The sequence below is a fragment of the Paenibacillus silvestris genome (genome assembly GCF_009882985.1).
Classification (GTDB): domain Bacteria; phylum Bacillota; class Bacilli; order Paenibacillales; family NBRC-103111; genus Paenibacillus_E; species Paenibacillus_E silvestris.
Window position 1 is genome coordinate 406,927 of the sequence record NZ_WTUZ01000039.1, and the last position, 18,655, is coordinate 425,581.

An 18,655-nucleotide genomic window follows, 5' to 3' on the forward strand; every position below is an offset into this window, starting at 1 on the left:
GTGGAAATATCTTTATTTAGAAAGGATGGATTCGGATTTTTTGTTGAAAGCATCCAATTCAGTTTGCACATTGGCGCCGCCACGATAAATGTTTTCAAAAGTTTTCAGCACGTTTTGAGCGATTTCTTCCCATGATTTGATCAGTGGCATCGGCTCGGAAGCGTTCATTTGTTCCCCGATCACTTTGTAATTCGCATCGTTCGTTAGAGCAGGATCTTCCCAAGCTTTCTTCGTTGCAGGCAATGTGTTAGTCAGCTTCAGCCACTCCAGCTGTGTTTCTGGCTTGCTCATATAAGCCAAGAACTTGAGTGCTTCGTCTTTATGCTCTGTGTATTGGAAGACGGATAGATCCGAACCCCCTAAGGAAGAGGTGTTGTTCAGTTTCTTAGGCAGAACAGCTGTAGCCCATTTGTCTTTGATATCAGGAGCTTGATCGTTAATCAGCTTGATCATCCAAGGACCACTGATGAACATTGGCGTAATCCCTTTTTGGAAAGCTGGAACGATGTCCATGCCAAGGTCTTTCGGCGCAGAGCCATTTTTGAAGAAGCTGTTCAAGTAATCAACCGCGCCTACGAATTCAGGTTGGTTGAAAAGCGGTTTGTTGCCGTCAAGCAGCTTGGAACCATTTTGGCGAGCGAACATGAATGCTAGGGATTGCTCTTTCGCATCGATGCTGATTCCGTAGTTGCCGTTACCGCGTGCAGCTAATTTCTTAGCAGCGTCGGACAACTCGTCCCAAGTTTTCGGAGCTTCGTTAAAGCCGACGGATTTTAATAGATCCGTACGATAGTAAAGAACACGAGTATCAATATACCAAGGAACACCAACGACAGTTTCACCTTGTTTGGTTGTGTTGACCGCTCCTGGATAGAAGTTGGCTTCTGCGAACTCCGGATATTTGCTCAGTTCCGGTTTCAAATCCATCAAGGCTTTGGCAGATGCGAATTCCGGAATCCAGGTCGTACCCATTTGAAGAACGTCAGGACCTTTCTTGGAAGCAACAGCTGTGAGCAGCTTGTCATGCGCCGTATCCCAAGGCAGGGCTTGTACATTGATTTTGATATTTGGATTGTCTTGCATGAATTTTTCTGCGATTTTCGGGAGCGATTTCGCCTCTTCGCCCATTCCCCAAACATTTAGTGTTACTTGCGAACCGCCTGTTGCTGGACTTCCAGAGCTTTGCGGTGTCTCGCTTTTAGAACCACATCCTGTAAGAACTCCCGCTACCAATAAGGTCCCGGCCAACACTGTTGTGATTTGTTTACGCATTTCCTTTTCCTCCCAATTGTTGTTCATTTGTTTAATAGGGTGCACGGTTACTCAAGAAAATATTAGTTATATGGTTATATTTTTTAACCGCATATTCTCAGGAATAAAATCGGAATCCCTACTAAATAATAGAAATACGATATGCTATCCTACTAATCTGAGAAACGTTTCGATTCACTATAAAAAATAATATAAAAACTCTACATTGGTCAATAGAAACGTTTCGATGTCATTATAAAACAACTTGATATCGTTTTCAACTAGTTATTTTTAAATAATAAAAACGTTTGGAAAACTAAAATAAGCTCACTTCTATAGGTTGACGTCATTTTTTATAGTGTTTATAATATGAATCGAAACGTTTCGATCTATCCTTTATCCAGATTGAAATCAAATGAATGAAGCCAAAGGAGGCATCGTGATGACGGATCAACAATTGAATGCTCTGCTTAAAGAGCTCACTTTGGAAGAGAAAATATCCCAACTGTTGCAGTTGGCCGCTCCTTTCTTCGATGGATCGGGGACAGAAGGGCAGATTACAGGCCCAATGGCGTCCATGGGCATTAACGATGACATTGTAAAAAATACGGGCTCCGTACTGGGGCTGTCGGGTGCAATAGAAACGATCAGCGTCCAAGAAGCTCATATGAAAAAGAACCGTCTGGGAATTCCGCTGCTTGTCATGGCGGATATTATCCACGGTTATAAAACGATATTCCCTGTGCCGCTGGCTATCAGCTGCTCGTGGGATTTGGAAGCGGCTGAACGAAGCGCGGAAATTGCTGCGGCGGAAGCATCTGCTGCCGGGGTACATGTGACTTTCTCACCTATGGTTGATTTGGTACGTGATCCCCGCTGGGGCCGCGTTATGGAAACGACAGGTGAAGATCCTTACCTGAACGGAGAATTTGCTAGGGCTTTTGTCCGCGGGTATCAGGGAAAAGATTTGAAGAACGACCTTACGCGTCTTGCTGCCTGCGTGAAACATTTTGCAGCCTATGGAGCAGGGGAAGGCGGCCGCGACTACAATACGGTCGACATGTCGGAGCGTCAACTGCGGGAATATTACCTGCCTGCTTATAAGGCTGCCTTGGATGAAGGCGCTGAACTAGTGATGACAGCGTTCAACACGGTAGATGGTATTCCAGCGGCAGGCAACAAACGGTTAATGCGCGATTTGCTTCGGAAAGAATGGGGCTTTGACGGTGTTGTTATCTCCGATTGGGGCGCTGTGAAAGAAATGATCCCGCATGGCGTAGCTGCCGACGAAGCAGAAGCAGCCTACAAAAGCCTACTCGCGGGTGTCGATATTGAAATGATGACCACTTGTTACGAGAATCATTTGAAGCAGCTTGTGGAAAACGGGGAAGTCGATGAAGCTCTGATCGACGAAGCTGTTCTTCGCATTCTAGAGCTGAAACAGAAGCTGGGATTGTTCGATAATCCGTATCGCGGTGCTGATGTTAACCGTGAACGTGAGATTGTCCTGAGTGCAGAACATCGCCAGGCCGCGCGTGATTTGGCAGTGAAGTCCTGCGTTCTCTTGAAAAATGAGTCTGTGCTTCCGCTTAAGAAGGAACAAAACATAGCATTAATCGGCCCGTTCGCTCAAAACGGAGATATCCTCGGTCCATGGTCATGGTTGGGTTCAAAAGAGGAAGCCGTTCAACTGTATGACGGCTTGAAAGCAAAAACGTCCCGCATCGTTACGGCTCAAGGCAGCGATATTGAGAGCGTGACAGCAACGCAACTAGAGGAAGCATTAAGCGTGGCGCGCGAAGCTGATGTCATCGTGTTAGCCCTCGGCGAGCACTCGGATATGAGCGGTGAAGCAGGCAGTCGAGCGAATATTCGCCTGCCGGATGCTCAGCTTGAGCTGACGGCCAAGCTGAAAAGCCTTGGCAAGCCGATGGTAGCGGTACTATTCAATGGTCGTCCGCTGGATCTTCACGGTGTGTACGACGTAGTGGATGCCGTGCTTGAAGCATGGTACCCCGGAACCGAAGGTGGTGCGGCGGTCGCAGACCTTCTGTACGGGGATAGCAATCCATCGGGCAGATTGACGATGTCGTTCCCATTTGCTGTTGGACAAGTGCCCGTCTATTACAACAACTTTAATACAGGACGCCCTCAAGGAGCTCCTGATGCTCAAGTGCGTTATGTTTCTCAGTACCTAGACATTCCCAATGCACCACTTTATCCTTTCGGTTACGGCTTGAGTTACACGACTTTCGCGTACAGCGACGCTTCGATTTCATCAGATCGGATGGCTTTGGGTCAATCGCTTGAAGTGACTGTGAAGGTTACAAATACGGGCGAAGTCGCTGGAGAAGAAGTTGTTCAGCTATATGTGCGTGATGTGGCAGGCGAAGTGGTCCGTCCGTTAAAAGAATTGAAAGGTTTCCGTAAAATCAAGCTGCAACCGGGTGAGGTTCAGGAAGTCACGTTCTTATTGACGGAGGAGCAGCTTCGTTACCATCATTCCGACTTGTCCTTGTTAAGCGATGCTGGGGAGTTCGCTGTTTTCGTTGGCAGCAGCAGCAGGGATGTTTTACAAGCACTTTCATTTCAATTAATCAAGTAAATAGTAAGCATGAGGAAAGCGAGTGAACAACATGGCAGCTGCCGAACAGGCGGATTTTCAACTGAAGTCGGGAAATTTGCAATTTTCCTTCCTTAGCAGCGGGGATATTCGCGAAATCCTGTATAAGAACATCATGATTAACCAATGGGTTGCTAATCCCGTTGATGGATCACTAAATAACCTTTATTTGCGCGTACACGCTTCTAGTGGAATCAAAATTGTACCACTGATGGGCGCTCGCTCAGTAAGCAAAGTGCAGTACTCGGCATCTAAAGTATCTTGGCAAGGTGTGGCTGAAGGGCTCGAATACGAATTAACTTTTCATCTGACAACGCATGACATCTGGTTCTGGGAAGTCCAGGTGAAGGGCGATGCGGAAGTTGACGTCATGTACGGTCAAGATGTTGGCCTTGCTGATAAAGGCGCTGTTCGCAGTAACGAAGCTTATTTATCACAATATATCGACCACGCGGCCTTTGCGAATGGCGAAAACGGCTATGCCGTCTGCTCTCGTCAAAATATGCCGCAACAAGGGGCGTTCCCCTACTTGCAGCAAGGTGGTTTAACCAAGCTAGTCGGATATTCGACGGATGGTTTCCAGTTCTACGGTTTATCGTACAAGGAAACGAATGTGCCTGAAGCGTTGTCTCAAAACCAGCTTGCGAACGAAGTGTACCAGTACGAATTTGCGTTCACAGCCCTGCAATCCGAGCGTGTGAAGGTGAAGGGTACGGCGCGTTTTGTTTTCTACGGCTTGTTTAAGTCTGATCATCCAGAGACCATTCAAGGACTGGAATATAACTCCGAAATTCTAAGCGCATGGGAAGAAGCTAGTGCTCAAAGCCATTCATTCAACCAGGAGCTTGATAAGGTGACTTTTTTCGGTCATCTAGGTGTACCATTGACCACCTTGTCAATGACCCAAGATGAGCTTGCCCATTATTTCCCGAACAGACGTCAGGAAGAGTTTGACGGAGACAAGCTGCTATCCTTTTTCACGGAAACTCATGAACACGTTATTCTGAAGGAAAAAGAGCTTCTCGTAGAACGCCCGCATGGACACATCCTCATGTCTGGCGATAATGCTCGCCTGAAAGAAGATGTGATGACGACCACTTCCTATATGTACGGTATCTTCAACTCACAGGTGGTTGTTGGAAACACATCGTTCAACAAAATGTTGACGAATGCACGGAATGCCTTAAATGTGATGAAAACATCAGGACAGCGCATTTACGTGGAGGTTCAAGGCCAATACCGTCTGCTCACCATGCCGTCGATGTTTGAACTTGGTTTCAACTATGCGCGTTGGTATTACAAAATGGCGGACGATATGCTTGTGATCACGAACCTGACTACCGTGGACACGCCGGAAATCCATTTGCGAGTTCGTTCCCAAAGTGGAAAGGCTTATCGTTTCCTTGTAACCAATCAAGTCACGATGAACAACAACGAATACGAATCGTATTTCAGCTGCAAGCAGGAAGGACAAACGTTGTCCTTCTATGCGTCCCCTGATTCCGACAGCGCGAAGGTTTGGCCGCAGTTGTGCTACCGAGTGCGCGTTGCAGGTGCTAACATGAGAGTTGGCAACGAAACGATGCTCGCGCAAAACGTTCAGCCCCTAGCTGCTTCCACTGTTGTGATGGAGCTTGACGCCAGCAGTGAATGGAGCTTGACCATTCAGGGACTCCTGAGAGATGAAGCTCTGCCATTCACAGAGGTAGACACAACGGATGAGATTGCACGTTACCGGGACTTTTTTGCCAGTGTGATGAATGGGTTCCATCTGTCACAGAACGGTGGCGCAGCTGACAGCTTGGAGAAAGTCAATACGCTTGCCTGGTGGTATACGCACAATATGCTAGTGCACTACTCCGTCCCGCACGGTTTGGAGCAGTATGGAGGTGCCGCTTGGGGAACACGCGATGTGTGCCAAGGTCCAGCGGAATACTTCCTTGCAACGCAAAAATACGGTGAAGTGCGCGACATTCTCAAAACCGTCTATTCCCATCAGTACGAAGACGACGGCAACTGGCCTCAATGGTTCATGTTCGACCGTTATGCGGCGATTCAGCAGGAAGAAAGCCATGGCGATATCATCGTGTGGCCACTGAAAGTGTTAAGCGACTATTTGGCAGCTACCAAAGACTTTGGTATTCTCCAGGAGAAAGTTCCGTATACGAAGCGGCATGTGTTCGAATTTACGGAAGAGGCTGCGACGCTATTTGATCATGCCAAAAAAGAAATTGATTACATCAAAAATCATTTCCTTCATGGCACTCATCTTTCCTCCTATGGCGATGGTGATTGGGATGATACACTTCAGCCGGCGAATGCGCAGCTAAAGAAATATATGGTTAGCAGCTGGACTGTTGCTTTAACTTATCAGGTGTTCAACCAATTGTCAGCGGCGGTTAGTGAAGTTGACGAACAGCTGGCAGCGGAGCTAAGAGATTTGGCCGCAGGTATCAAGGCTGATTTCAACAGCTACATGCTGGGAACGGATGTCATTCCGGGCTTCGTATACATGGAGGAGCCAGGCAAAGCGGAATTGATGCTGCATCCTACGGATAACAAGACAGGGATTCAATACCGTCTGCTTCCGATGACGCGCAGTATGATCGGCGAGCTTTTAACAGAAGAACAAGCCATTTCCCATTATGATCTCATTAAAAAAGAGCTGTATTATCCAGACGGCGTCCGCTTGATGAACCGTCCTGCCAACTATGTCGGCGGTATCAGCACGAACTTCAAGCGAGCTGAGCAAGCGGCTAACTTCGGCCGAGAGATCGGGCTGCAGTACGTCCACGCTCACATCCGTTTCGTCGAGGCCATGGCCAAGCTGGGCAAAGCCGATGAAGCCTGGAAGGGACTCGAGATGATTAATCCAGTCGGCATCCAACATGTTGTGCCGAATGCGGAACTGCGTCAGAGCAACAGCTACTTCAGCAGCTCGGACGGAAAGTTTGGCACGCGTTACGAAGCGCAGGAGCGTTTCGGAGAGCTGAAGGACGGCGCTGTACCGGTCAAAGGCGGATGGAGAATTTACTCCAGCGGTCCGGGAATCTACATGAACCAGTTGATCTCGAATGTCCTGGGTATTCGCTTGGAAGGCGGCGACCTGGTTCTAGATCCTGTGCTTCCGCAAGAACTGGATGGTTTGCAGTTCGATTTCCAAGTGCTGGGACGCCCTGTGACGTTCATCTATCATTTAGAAGAGCGGTCCGCTAGTTATGTGACGGTTAACAAGAAAGAAGTGAGTGCCGAAGCAACCGCCAACCGTTATCGCCAGGGTGGCCTCCGCATCAGCGCGCAGGATCTTAACACGCTTATTAATGAAGAAACAAATGTGATTGATGTGTATCTGTAAGAAAAATCGGCGATCTTAAGGATCGCCTTTTTCCTTTTGAAAAGTTCTTTATGATATAGTAAGAAGAAAACGAAAGTGTAGATGTTAGGAGCGGTTTCTGTGATCAGCATTAAAGATGTTGCCAAAAAAGCGGGCGTTTCTATCTCGACCGTGTCCTATGCGCTCAACGGAAACCCCAAGGTGACGGAGGAAACGAGCGCAAGGATTTTGAAGATAGCCAGCGAGCTGAACTATGTTCCGAATGCCGCGGCAAGAACGTTAAAGAAGCGGGTCTCCAAAATCATCGGTGTTTATTTGACTGATTTCAGCGGGGCGTTTTACGGAGAAATTCTGCAGGGGATGAAAGAGGTACTGAACAAAAGAGGTTATGATCTGATCGTCTGCAGCGGTTCCTACTCCCACCGCTTGCTGCCACAGCGGATGATTGACGGGGCTGTTGTCTTGGACCACTCGTTCGCTAGCGAAGAACTGCTGCAATTGGCAGACCGTGGACATAAATTGGTTGTGCTGGACCGGGAATTGAGCCATTCGAACATTAATCATGTGCTTCTCGACAATAAAGCAGGTGCTACTCTGGCTGTCGAATATTTGATTGAAAGAGGCCATCGGAAGCTGTATGTCTTAACAGGACCGAAGGATTCCTACGACTCCAAACAGCGATTACAGGCAACTAAACAAACCATTGAGCGGCATTCCGATCTGATTTATGTCGAGATTGAGGGTAATTTCAATAAGGATTCCGGGGAAAGAGCTGCCGAACAAATTATACGAGAATATAAAGAACCTGTCGCTGTTTTTTGCATGAACGATGAAATGGCCATTGGCTTGTACAACACCCTGTTGAAAACGGATTTCCGGATCGGTGAGCATATCCACATTATCGGTTTCGACAACATCGAGCTGACGCAGTATACGCAGCCGCGACTCGCAACGATCGATTACTCCAAACGCAAGTGGGGGGCTTTGGCTTCTGAGCAGCTTATTAAGCTGATTGGGGGAGAGAAAGTGGAACATGAGCGGGTTTATGTAAGTCTGATTAAGGGTGAGTCGGTTGGAGAAGGATGAGATCAGCCAGCTTATGGACGTTATTTGAGTAAGACTCTCCCTCGTGACAATTAGCGCAATAGATAAAAGCTCATTCATTTTACGAATGAGCTTTTGTGGGTTACATCAGGTTGCGTGACTTTGCCTTCTTCCAGCATCAGTTCTTGCTTTCTAATGTTCTTAGAATGAAGGATGAAAAATCATTCGGCTTTCGACCTAATATCCACGTTAAAACATTAGAATTACCGATAGATCCATGCTCGTTGTAATGTTGAAACATCTTTAATGTTGTATTTACTTGATAGTCTCCTGATCCACGCTTTTTTAATTGTGCTGCAAACATTTCGTCTTGAGGCGTTTCAACTTTGATTTCATGGCCAAAATGCTGTTCCATTGCTGCTACCATATCAGACAATGATAAATTCTGAGGTCCAGAAAGTTCATATGAAGCCCATATATGTCCCGGACGAGTAAGAATGATTGCAGCTGCTTCGGCTAAGTCTTCTAAGTCAATCATACATATGCGAGTTTCTTGAGTCGTAAAATACTTTTGCTGAAAGATACCTTTTTCACTAAGCGACTTCCAAGACTCTAGTATATTCTGCATAAATACGCCTGGCTGAATAATCGTATAGGGGATACCTGAATTCACCAGGAGCTCCTCAACCATGAGTTTTTTCTGATGATGCGGCATTTCTTGAATGACGGGATGTATGACGGAATGGAAGACAAAATGTTCAACTTTGGCCAAGCGAGCTGCTTGTATGATGACTTGTCCGATTTGAATTTCATCGGGATTCATAGCTGAACATATGTGGTATACAGCCCTAATTCCGACGAATGCCTCATTTACAGCCTTTTGATCCAGCATATCTCCTGTAACGACTTCCATCTCACCTAATGATTGAATGTCCTCGATTTGTTCAGTTCTACGAACAAGAGCCCTTATCTGCTCACCTTTAGAAAGCAAAGCTTTAATTACCGCACGACCAGTTTTCCCGTTTGCTCCAGTTATAAGGATCATTTTTACTTCTCCTTTTACAGTAATGTGCTTTTATAAAACAGTTCGTCAAATTCATTATCTGCTTGTTCCGGTATGAACGAGCTCGCCTTATAGTATAACTTTAACATGAATGAGATACATTAATCTGAACTGGCTTCCCTTGCCGAAATTTCGATTTATTGTGCACATACCCCATTTGAAATTTAATAATGCCATCATACTGGATCTCATTTATTTATTCCAACGCATTTCATGTTATATTCTTATTGATTAGAAGGAATGAATGGGGTCGAATTCGATACAAGAATTCGTTTCGATTATCTTGCCGTTACATATCCGTTAATCATTCATTTATTGATTTTATATCTGGAGCATTTTTTAATGGCTTTTGCAGTGCGTCCACAATGGCTGCGAGGATACTTGTTGCTAAAATGCCCATTAGACATAATGAGGTAGGACCCGCTGCATCATCACTACCTGTAACTTTAGCAAGCACCCTTAAGCTTACGATTGCTAACGAAATGAGGAAAATAACTGTAAAAGCACATTTCTTTATAATCTTCAAAGATTTAAGGGATAATTCCGAGAAAGCATTGTTCTTTTCGATGTAGGTTAACAGTTTATATGCTTGATATAACGCAACCGTAAACGCAATACAGAATCCGTATGCACATACTAAAAAGGGGATTAGGAAGTAAGCCGTATCTGGATGTATCCTTGCATCTCTAACGGTTATCCCAGGCAACCAGATACACAAAGCTAGCACTGCAATTCCAGCCAGAAAAATAATTACCTTTAAGAAAGTCGTTGAACCTCGTTTAACATTCATTTAAAACACCTCACTTATTTAATGACAACATGATCTTAGCATATAACTTATCGATAAACAATAAATTTATATTGTTATTTATGTTATTTTTATTGTTACAAAATAAAAAGCATTTCTCATTAATAAGAAATGCTCTAAATTCATATATTTTCGTGTCCTCTTACAGCTCTGTCGTGACAAGAAACGTCAAAAGAATCGCTTACCTGTATGATTGGTTAGAACCGATACGAGCACTAGCCGTCCAAGGGTCTCTAGCACCATGCATGCTAGTAAAAGCATTAACTGAGGCATTCGCTACTTCGATATCTTGAGCGCTCGTGCCTCCACTTACACCAATCCCACCGATAACTCTGTCGTGGCTCATGAGAGGTATGCCTCCGCCTAGGATGGTAAGTTTACCGTGATTGGTCGTGTTGATACCGAATGAGGGGGAGCCTGGAAGCGCCGATTGCGCTAGGTTGGCTGTTGGCATTTGCATAGCTGCGCTAGTCCACGCTTTGCCTTGGGAGATTTCGATCCCAGCAATTCGTGCACCGTCCATCCGATGGAAAGCAATCAAGTTCGCGCCATCATCAACGATCGCGATTGAGCTATTCAGCCCCATTTGCCTAGCTTTCTGCTCGGCGATTTCGATTAAATATTTTGCCGTCTCTAACGTCAGTTTGTACATCATGTTCACTCCTCAGAATTTGGATGCTCCGATATTGTATGGTCATTCCCCCAGTGGGGTGAATGCAATAACAGGTGCTCCAAATCTATGAAATGATTATAATAATAAGAGTCTCATATAACGTGCATTTGCTTGAGACATTCAAGCGTAATCGTCTTGGCAGTCGTACCGCTGCTATCCACATTGGTGGCGAAAACCCAGGAAGTTTTCCCCGTCTCCACATAGCCAATATACCATCCGAGACCTAGGTCGGATAATCTTGTCCCTGTTTTGCCATGAACGGTGTAGGCATCCTGTTCGTTATCGATCATCATACGTTTGACCGTTTTCATCGTTTGCTCATGGAACGGCAGCGTTTCTTCCACAAGATTCTCTATGAATTGAACTTGCTCTTGTGCGGAAATGGTCAGGGAGCTGTTCAGCCAGAACGTATCAATTCCACCGCTAATGTCTTGATTGCCATACCCGATTCGATCGAGATTGCTCTGCATCCGTTCAGCGCCAATGTCGAGGGCCATGGCTTGGTAATACCAGATAGCGGAATTTCTCATGGCGGAAGCAAGGGTATGATCCCGATTCCAGACGTCAAATTCCCGGACGATCCCGTCCCAGCGCTTGACTTCGTACTCATCCTCCACGGCATGCTCTTCCAAGCCGATTAGTGCATTTGGAACCTTGAATGAGGATTCCGGCGTGAAACGCTGATTGCTCCGCTGGAGGTTATAGGTGTACATTTTATCCGTCTTCAGATTCTTCATAACAATTGTACCTGAAATCCCATGGAACAATTCTTCCACATGGAGCTCTTTGATAGCAGGCTTAGCGCTAGCCGAGTTCGCGATACTGGCATAAGGGCCTGTACTTGTAATCAGCATAGCAACGAGCAGTAGTACGATCATCTTCATTTTTTTCATCATGAATCACTCCTCTTTGATTTAAAATGGCAATTATTTACTTTCTTCACGTTGAGTATACGAGGAATGACAGGGATTATATAGGTGATTATTCTTGAATTGTACCCGTACAGTTTGGAAGGAGAGGGGAGGAAATATGCTGTATGAAGAGATAGTGGATCAGATCATGAAGCGTATCGAGGAGGGATCATTGAAGCCGGGGAACAAGCTGCCATCTATTCGTGTTCTAACCCAGGAGTTTGCTTGTAGCAAAAATACGGTGATGAAAGCTTACGGGGAATTAGAGAAACGGCATATCATCTATTCGGTTCCCCAGAGCGGTTTCTATGTCGTGGAGGGCTATCGCAGACGGGAAAAAATGGAGGGAGAGCCTGACACAATTGACTTCCTCTCTGCTGGACCTGATCGACAGGCGATGCCCTATCGGGATTTCCAACACTGTATCAATCAGGCTATTGAACGATATAAAGAAGAGATGTTCACCTATTCGGACATTCAAGGGCTTGGGTCGCTTCGCGTCCAACTGGCTCGGCATTTGCAGAATCTTCAGGTGTTCACGATACCCGAGAGAATTTATGTCGTATCTGGTTCGCAGCAAGCTCTGCATCTGTTGGTATCCCTGCCTTTTCCAAACGGCAAGCGAAATATATGTCTAGAGCAGCCTACGCATGCTGGGTTTATTGAGTCTATTCGTCAGCATGGCAGCGAGGCTTATGGCATAGAAGTAGGGAGTGAGGGCATTGATCTTACGCAGTTGGAAGAGCTTTTTAAGCATAACGATATTAAGTTGTTCTACACGGTCTCTAGATTTCACAATCCGACAGGTCACAGCCATACGAATGAAACGAAGCAAAAGATCGTCGAATTAGCTCAGCAATATGATGTGTATATTATTGAAGATGACTATATGGGAGATTTAGACGCGAATCTGAAGGCAGACCCGATGTTTGCCTACGATCCTTCTGGTAGAGTTATTTATGTTAAAAGTTTCTCGAAAGTGATGCTGCCCGGTCTCCGACTCGGCTTAGCTGTACTCCCTGACGTATTGCGGGAAGAGTTCCTGCGAGCTAAGTTTGCTGCAGACGTACATACGCCGATGCTAACGCAAGGCGCACTGGAGATGTATCTTCAGAGCGGAATGTTCAATGCGCACATTGAGCGTATGAGGAAGCTATACAGCAGGAAGGCCACGCTCCTTCAGCAAGCTTTCCAGAAGTGGCTGATGACTGTTGCCACCTATTCGGGTTCTTTATCCGGTTTCTATTCCACGATCAGACTGCCCATTCCGATTAAGGCGAAGCAGCTGCAGGAACACCTTAAGCATCAACATGTGTTGGTGGATCATGCAGAGCGTATGTATCTTCCAGATTTCGCCAAAGACAACGTGATCCGTCTCAGTATCTCTCAAGTGGATGAGGATTTGATTGAGAGAGGCGTTCAGATAATCGCAAGAGGGATAGCCGAGCTGCTCAGCAGACGGACCGAAGTGAGATTTGTGAGTAAGGATTTAGAATAAAAAAGACGACCCCTATATGTGATAGGAATCATCTATTCTTTGGTTTTAATTATCTCTGTTCATGCTTTTGAACAGCTCTAGCAACCCGTTCGCCTAGTTCAGCTGAGGCATTGTATAGGTAACTTAGAACAATGTTTTGTGTTTCTTGAGATATGCCGGAGAGGTCGCCAGAGAGATTAGCAATCAAGTGATCTTGCTGCAAGGGAGAGAGTGAGTAGTAATACTGACCTGCTTGTGTAAAATCATCCTGCTTCGGGATGCCCGATCGCATCAAATGACCATCCACGTATCTCCCATTGCCACTGGTTACAAGAGAATCAGGGGACCAATCAGCCTGATGGTTGATAGGAACCTTACGGAAATCGGGACCCATTCGGCGGCGCTGGGAGTCCCAGTAAATATTGGCACGTCCCTGCAGCAGCTTATCGTCCGATAACTCGGCGCCTTCCAATAAATTGGCGGGTGAGAAAGCTAATTTCTCCACTTGCTCCTTATAGTTATCAGGATTGCGGTTCAGCACAAGTCGGCCAACCGGATACAGTGGATATTGCCGTTCATCCCAAACTTTGGTATCATCCAATGGATCAAATGGCAAAGCTGCTTCATCTGACGGATTCATTAGCTGAACATAAAGCCCGTATTCGACAGTTTTTCCTGCTGCCAAATGATCATTCAATTCTTTGCCCGAGAAATCCGGGTTCTCACTTGCCAATTGAGTCGCTTCGCGATTGTCTATGTACTGTACACCAGCAAAAGGAACCCAGTGATATTTAACATACGTACGGACGCCCTCTGCATTCTTCCAAACATAAGTGTTTACACTGTGGCCAGGTGTGTGGCGGAAACTCTTTAACGTCCCTGCGTCAGAGTAAAGCCGGACCAGAAAATGAATGGATTCGGGTGCTCTAGCTACGAAACTCCATAATCGTTCTGGATCTGTGAGATTATTAACTGGCGATGGCAGGGAGGCTTTAATAAACTCTGGGAAGCGAATGGCGTCCCGTACCGCAAAAACGGGGATGTGATTGCACAGGAGATCAAAAACACCCTTCTCCGTATAAAACTTGGTGGAGAATCCACGCACATTGCGGGATGTGTCCGGGGTGCCTTTGTTGCTTACAGCAAAGGAAAATCTCACGGTGACAGGGACCTGCTGGCCAGGACTTTGAAGAAAGCAAAGCTGTGTGTATGCTGCCATGGAATGAACGGTCTGAAAGTACCCGAAAGCGCCATACCCTTTGACGTGCACAGGCCTTTCAAGCATCTTTTCATGGATAAAAGTTTCCAGAGTTTCATGCAGAACGCTGTCTTGTTCCAGTACAGGACCTCGTTCACCGACTGTTTGCGAATGGTAAGTGGGCGGTTTCGCAGGTGACCATTGTGTAGGGGAATGACCATTAGGCTGCTGATCATTTATCAATTCATTATTATCTTTCATCATTGTACCTCCTATTTCAAACAGTCAATTCTCCCTGATCTCTTATTATTTATGTTGAGCATCCATGCACTTATGACAATACTTTGTGGACGAAATCGCTTATGTAGACAGAGATTGTTCTTTATTAATTGTAATTAAAAAGTTACAATGTGTATGTTTTGCTCTAGCTAAAACCTTTACAAAACTTACATATTAGGTGGTCAGCCTAATGGTGTAGCCAGATCTATCAAATCCATGATGCGCTGGGTTCGTGCAGACATACGGTCTTTGACAGCACAAAATCGACATATTTACTAAAACTGCTGCGAAGTTTAATCTTCAATTTGTAAGCGTTAGCAGCTTGATTCTCGCCAAGACAGTAATGTTTCGCAAGGATATGTTGCAAGCGTGATCATAATTAATGAAAAGAGCCTGGAACGTTTGGGTCATTGTTAATTATGACGGCTTTCAAAGATGACCAAAAGGGAGGACATGCAATGTCGAACAGAAAGAAGCAAGTCGTGGCGTCCGCACTCGTGTTAGCGGTATCACTGTCCGTATTAAGCGGTTGCGCAACTAAAAAAGAGAATGGAAGCGCTGCAAGCGGAAGTGGAAGTTCGAAGGAAAGCTCAGTGAATAAAGAAGGGTTCCCGATCGTGAAGAGCCCGCTGACCATCTCTATCATGGCACCGGATATGGGGATTCAGAACTGGAAGGACATGCCGGTTATGCAAGAGATGGAGAAGCTTACGGGCATCAAAATTGATTACCGCAATGCGCCTCGGGACAGCTTCGATACGAAGAAAAACCTTGTTTTCGCAAGCGGCGATTACCCGGACATTTTCTTCGCGTCGAAACTGACACAGGCTGAAGAGCAGAACTACGGAAGCCAAGGCATCTTGATTCCTTTGGAGAAGCTAATTGATGAATACGCGCCGAACATCAAGAAAGTGCTGGCTGATAAACCGGATATTCGCAAGTCGATTACAGCACCGGACGGACATATTTATTCACTTCCACGCATCGAGCCGTTTCAGCCGTGGTACAGAAATCCAATGTGGTACAACGGCAAGATGCTGAAAGAACTTAATGTGACGAAGCTGCCGGAGACGACGGATGAGCTGTACGATTTGCTCAAACGTGTCAGAGATGAAGATCCGAACAAAAACGGCAAGAAGGATGAAATTCCGTTGTCCTCATCTTCAGGCATCAAGCTAAGAGATATCCGTACATGGATTCTTGGTGCGTTTGGAGCGTATGAAGAAGAGCTGTACGTCGATGATAAAGGAAAAGTTCACTATACACCGGCTGAAGATGCTTATAAAGGCTACGTAACATACCTGAACAAGCTCTGGGCTGACAACCTTCTGGATCACGAATCCTTCTCGCAGACGGATGACCAGAAAAAAGCGAAGATTAAAAACGATCAGGTACTTCTGTTCTCCGACTGGCATGCCTACATGTCCCATGGCGGGAAGCCTAACACGGAGGATGTGATGTTCAGCCCAGTTCGCAGCGACAAAGTGAGTACTCCTGCCATCGCTAGGAACAAAGGCTTCTCTACAGGTACATTTGCGATTTCCAAATCCAATCGTTCTCCGGAAGCGTCAATCCGCTGGGTAGATTATATGTACTCGCCAGAAGGCCAAATGCTGTTTAACAAAGGGCCAGAAGGCGTTCTGTGGAAATACTCGGACAGCGCCAAAACGCAAATTGAGTATTTGCCTGTACCGAATGGAGAAGACAGAGAAACGTATCGTTCCAAGATTACACCTAACTTCGGTATCGCTTCACCGATGGTTGTACCGGATGAGCCTGTGAAGGACGATTTCTCGAAATGGGTGGAAAATGAGTCCAAAACGAAGCTGTTGGATCGTGGCGCGCGCGTACCGTTCCCGGCATTGTTCCTGACGGAAGCGGAGGCCGGCGAAGTGGCAGCATTGCGTTCCGACCTTACAACGTATGTTGCGCAAATGGAAGCGAAATTCACCACTGGACAAGAATCGCTGGACGGTTGGGATAAGTATGTGCAAACCCTGAAGAAAATGGGTTCGGACCGTTTCCAAGAAATTTATCAAAAAGCTTATGATCGTTGGAAAAACACCTAAGTAAGTAGTACAGCGAAACAAGTTAGACACTACACGAGATAGAAGCGGGCGTAGAGGTGAATTGACCTTTGCGCCTTTTTTTATTTTGGCGATTTCTCCTACATGAATGAAGGAAGGGAACTGTGGTCCGTTATTCCGCTGGATGGGTGACATTTCTATCTGGAATGGGTACTGCGGTCCGCTATTAGAACGATTTCACGCGAAAAACATGGCGTAGAGACCAAATAAGACCCTGCAGTTCTGCTCAGGGGGAAAACGGTTCATTTTTCTCGAAATAGGGGACTGCAGTTCCTCTAAGTATGGCCTTAGCGAGAATTCCGCTGGTTAATGAAATTTGTTATTGGCGGGTACGACGAGGTTGGGCGTTATGGTGAAGCCGGTGGGCATAAGCATAAGCATAAGCATAAGCATGAGTGTTAGTGCGCGCACAGGAGACGGTAGGATGACCAGAGCAGGCCGATACAAGCCCAAGAGTATATTGAATCATTAGAGCATTCGTTAGCTCCTGCGGGATGCTTACAGGGCCTATTAAGCGCTAATGAAAAACTCCCCGCTGCCAGTAATGGCTAACGGGGAGTTTTTCAAATTTGTGCTTAGACGAGTCCTTCGTCCATAGCCTTGCAAATCAAAGCAGCGAACAGACTGTTGGACCAGGCGAACCAAGGCCTCGAGAAGTTGGAAGGATCATCTGGATGGAACCCTTCGTGCATGTAGCCGGTATCCGCATCTGTATCGATCAGCGTCTGGATTAGCTCCTTAATCTCATCGACATTGTTAGAAGTCAATGCTTGCACAGACAAGGCCATATGCCAGACGTAACCACCCGGTGTATGCGGACTGCCGATGCCTTTGGCGTATTTGCCTTCGAAATAATACGGATTATCGAAGCTAAGCGCAAACTTACGTGTATTCTGGTAGATCGGATCATCGATGCCCGTGTAGCCGATGTAAGGGATCGTGATTAGGCCTGGCGTGCCTGCATCGTCCATTAGGCAGTAGTTGCCGTAACCGTCCGTTTCGTAGGCGTAAATTTTGCCGTATTTCGGATGGTTCACGATGCCGTAGGTTTGGATGCCGAAGTCGATCTCCTTGCGCAGCTTCTCAGCACGTGCAGCTAGGCGCGTATCGTTGTAGATATCCGCAGCAATTTCGATGATATGACCAAGGATCACGACGGCAAACATGTTGCCCGGGATGTTATAGCCGTACAGGTTGGCATCGTCGCTCGGACGGAAGGCCGACCAGGTCATACCGGTGTAGTTGGAGGGAAGACCACGCCCGTTATTTTGAAGTGTTTCCGTATGCTGCTTTGTTTGGCGTGTAAAATGGTACAGTGATTTCTGGTCATGATGCTGCTCGGTAATCAGAACGTTCACGATGGAAGTCAGCGCCTGATAAACGGAATGGGTGAAGATATCTGTTAGGCCGGTTTCCTTCCAATAGGCGTACAGAAGCTGTACAGGGAAGCAGAGAGAGTCGATCTCATACTTGCGCTCCCACATCCATGGATTCAGGTCGCAATCATCGGTGTCACGGTAGTGCTTATCGCTTGCCGTTTCATTGAAAGCATTGGTGTAAGGGTCAATGTTGATATAGAACATCTGACGCGCGATCAGACCGCTGATGATGCGCTGAAGATCTTTATCTTGCTTGGCGAAGGGAATGTAATGACGAACTTGCTCTGTGGAATCGCGCAGCCACATGGCTGGAATATCCCCGGTAAATACGAAGGTGGTGCCGTCGTCAAGCAGCTTTGTCGTAGTTTCCAGGGTGTTCGGGAAACAGTTTCTGAAGAGCTTTTGCAGCTTCGGGTTGTGTGCCAGCTTTTGCTCGGCTTCGTTCAGAAATTCGGTAATGGAAGCAGGTAAATTCATGATGGATGTATTCCTCCTGTGAATATAAGTTTAGAGTTTCAAAAATTTAGC

12 protein-coding genes are annotated in these 18,655 nt (G+C 46.3%); 5 read left to right on the top strand and 7 right to left on the bottom strand.

Annotation, left to right across the window (positions count from 1 at the left end; genetic code table 11):
• Positions 1 to 12: 12 nt before the first annotated feature.
• The gene (locus GQF01_RS31055; RefSeq protein WP_161410934.1) at positions 13 to 1,272 is read right to left on the bottom strand and encodes a sugar ABC transporter substrate-binding protein; all 1,260 of its coding nucleotides are present in this window, start codon (positions 1,270 to 1,272) and stop codon (positions 13 to 15) included.
• Positions 1,273 to 1,693: 421 nt separating this feature from the next.
• On the opposite strand from GQF01_RS31055, the gene bglX reads away from it, so the two are divergent.
• The 3 genes from bglX to GQF01_RS31070 all read left to right on the top strand — a co-directional run bounded on the left by bglX (position 1,694) and on the right by GQF01_RS31070 (position 8,294).
• On the top strand, positions 1,694 to 3,856 hold the full coding sequence (gene bglX / locus GQF01_RS31060; RefSeq protein WP_161411139.1) for a beta-glucosidase BglX: 2,163 nt from the start codon (positions 1,694 to 1,696) through the stop codon (positions 3,854 to 3,856).
• A gap of 31 nt (positions 3,857 to 3,887) precedes the next feature.
• Positions 3,888 to 7,229, top strand: a complete 3,342-nt coding sequence (locus tag GQF01_RS31065; protein ID WP_161411140.1) for a GH36-type glycosyl hydrolase domain-containing protein — start codon at positions 3,888 to 3,890, stop codon at positions 7,227 to 7,229.
• A 99-nt stretch (positions 7,230 to 7,328) separates the two neighbouring features.
• The gene (locus GQF01_RS31070) at positions 7,329 to 8,294 is read left to right on the top strand and encodes a LacI family DNA-binding transcriptional regulator (protein ID WP_161410935.1); all 966 of its coding nucleotides are present in this window, start codon (positions 7,329 to 7,331) and stop codon (positions 8,292 to 8,294) included.
• A gap of 136 nt (positions 8,295 to 8,430) precedes the next feature.
• Here GQF01_RS31070 and GQF01_RS31075 read toward each other — a convergent pair whose 3' ends face one another.
• The 4 genes from GQF01_RS31075 to blaOXA all read right to left on the bottom strand — a co-directional run bounded on the left by GQF01_RS31075 (position 8,431) and on the right by blaOXA (position 11,680).
• Positions 8,431 to 9,297, bottom strand: coding sequence for an SDR family oxidoreductase (locus GQF01_RS31075; protein ID WP_161410936.1), 867 nt, complete (start codon positions 9,295 to 9,297; stop codon positions 8,431 to 8,433).
• Between the two features lie 322 nt (positions 9,298 to 9,619).
• Complete coding sequence (locus GQF01_RS31080; RefSeq protein ID WP_161410937.1) at positions 9,620 to 10,105, bottom strand: DUF2975 domain-containing protein; 486 nt, start codon at positions 10,103 to 10,105, stop codon at positions 9,620 to 9,622.
• A 199-nt stretch (positions 10,106 to 10,304) separates the two neighbouring features.
• Complete coding sequence (locus tag GQF01_RS31085) at positions 10,305 to 10,775, bottom strand: GlcG/HbpS family heme-binding protein (RefSeq protein WP_161410938.1); 471 nt, start codon at positions 10,773 to 10,775, stop codon at positions 10,305 to 10,307.
• Between the two features lie 113 nt (positions 10,776 to 10,888).
• Entirely contained in the window at positions 10,889 to 11,680 is a 792-nt protein-coding gene (gene blaOXA, locus GQF01_RS31090) for a class D beta-lactamase (RefSeq protein ID WP_235960751.1), read from the bottom strand.
• 145 nt (positions 11,681 to 11,825) lie between these two features.
• On the opposite strand from blaOXA, the gene GQF01_RS31095 reads away from it, so the two are divergent.
• On the top strand, positions 11,826 to 13,205 hold the full coding sequence (locus tag GQF01_RS31095) for an aminotransferase-like domain-containing protein (protein WP_161410940.1): 1,380 nt from the start codon (positions 11,826 to 11,828) through the stop codon (positions 13,203 to 13,205).
• Between the two features lie 49 nt (positions 13,206 to 13,254).
• On the opposite strand, the gene GQF01_RS31100 is transcribed toward GQF01_RS31095, so the two are convergent.
• Complete coding sequence (locus GQF01_RS31100) at positions 13,255 to 14,643, bottom strand: catalase (RefSeq protein ID WP_407945437.1); 1,389 nt, start codon at positions 14,641 to 14,643, stop codon at positions 13,255 to 13,257.
• Between the two features lie 476 nt (positions 14,644 to 15,119).
• Here GQF01_RS31100 and GQF01_RS31105 point away from each other — a divergent pair, with 476 nt between their 5' ends.
• Positions 15,120 to 16,730 carry an extracellular solute-binding protein gene (locus GQF01_RS31105; RefSeq protein ID WP_161410942.1) on the top strand — a complete coding sequence of 537 codons (1,611 nt, stop codon included), beginning with the start codon at positions 15,120 to 15,122 and terminating at the stop codon, positions 16,728 to 16,730.
• Between the two features lie 593 nt (positions 16,731 to 17,323).
• Here the strand turns inward: GQF01_RS31105 and GQF01_RS31110 are convergent.
• Positions 17,324 to 18,604, bottom strand: coding sequence for a glycoside hydrolase family 125 protein (locus tag GQF01_RS31110; RefSeq protein ID WP_161410943.1), 1,281 nt, complete (start codon positions 18,602 to 18,604; stop codon positions 17,324 to 17,326).
• Positions 18,605 to 18,655 lie beyond the last annotated feature (51 nt).

Bases quoted from the DNA above. Each gene is read 5' to 3' on its own strand.
- GQF01_RS31105 (WP_161410942.1), top strand. From the start codon at position 15,120: ATGTCGAACAGAAAGAAGCAAGTCGTGGCGTCCGCACTCGTGTTAGCG.
- GQF01_RS31055 (WP_161410934.1), bottom strand. From the start codon at position 1,272: ATGCGTAAACAAATCACAACAGTGTTGGCCGGGACCTTATTGGTAGCG.
- GQF01_RS31075 (WP_161410936.1), bottom strand. From the start codon at position 9,297: ATGATCCTTATAACTGGAGCAAACGGGAAAACTGGTCGTGCGGTAATT.
- GQF01_RS31085 (WP_161410938.1), bottom strand. From the start codon at position 10,775: ATGTACAAACTGACGTTAGAGACGGCAAAATATTTAATCGAAATCGCC.
- GQF01_RS31095 (WP_161410940.1), top strand. From the start codon at position 11,826: ATGCTGTATGAAGAGATAGTGGATCAGATCATGAAGCGTATCGAGGAG.
- GQF01_RS31110 (WP_161410943.1), bottom strand. From the start codon at position 18,604: ATGAATTTACCTGCTTCCATTACCGAATTTCTGAACGAAGCCGAGCAA.
- GQF01_RS31080 (WP_161410937.1), bottom strand. From the start codon at position 10,105: ATGAATGTTAAACGAGGTTCAACGACTTTCTTAAAGGTAATTATTTTT.
- blaOXA (WP_235960751.1), bottom strand. From the start codon at position 11,680: ATGAAGATGATCGTACTACTGCTCGTTGCTATGCTGATTACAAGTACA.
- GQF01_RS31065 (WP_161411140.1), top strand. From the start codon at position 3,888: ATGGCAGCTGCCGAACAGGCGGATTTTCAACTGAAGTCGGGAAATTTG.
- bglX (WP_161411139.1), top strand. From the start codon at position 1,694: ATGACGGATCAACAATTGAATGCTCTGCTTAAAGAGCTCACTTTGGAA.
- GQF01_RS31100 (WP_407945437.1), bottom strand. From the start codon at position 14,643: ATGAAAGATAATAATGAATTGATAAATGATCAGCAGCCTAATGGTCAT.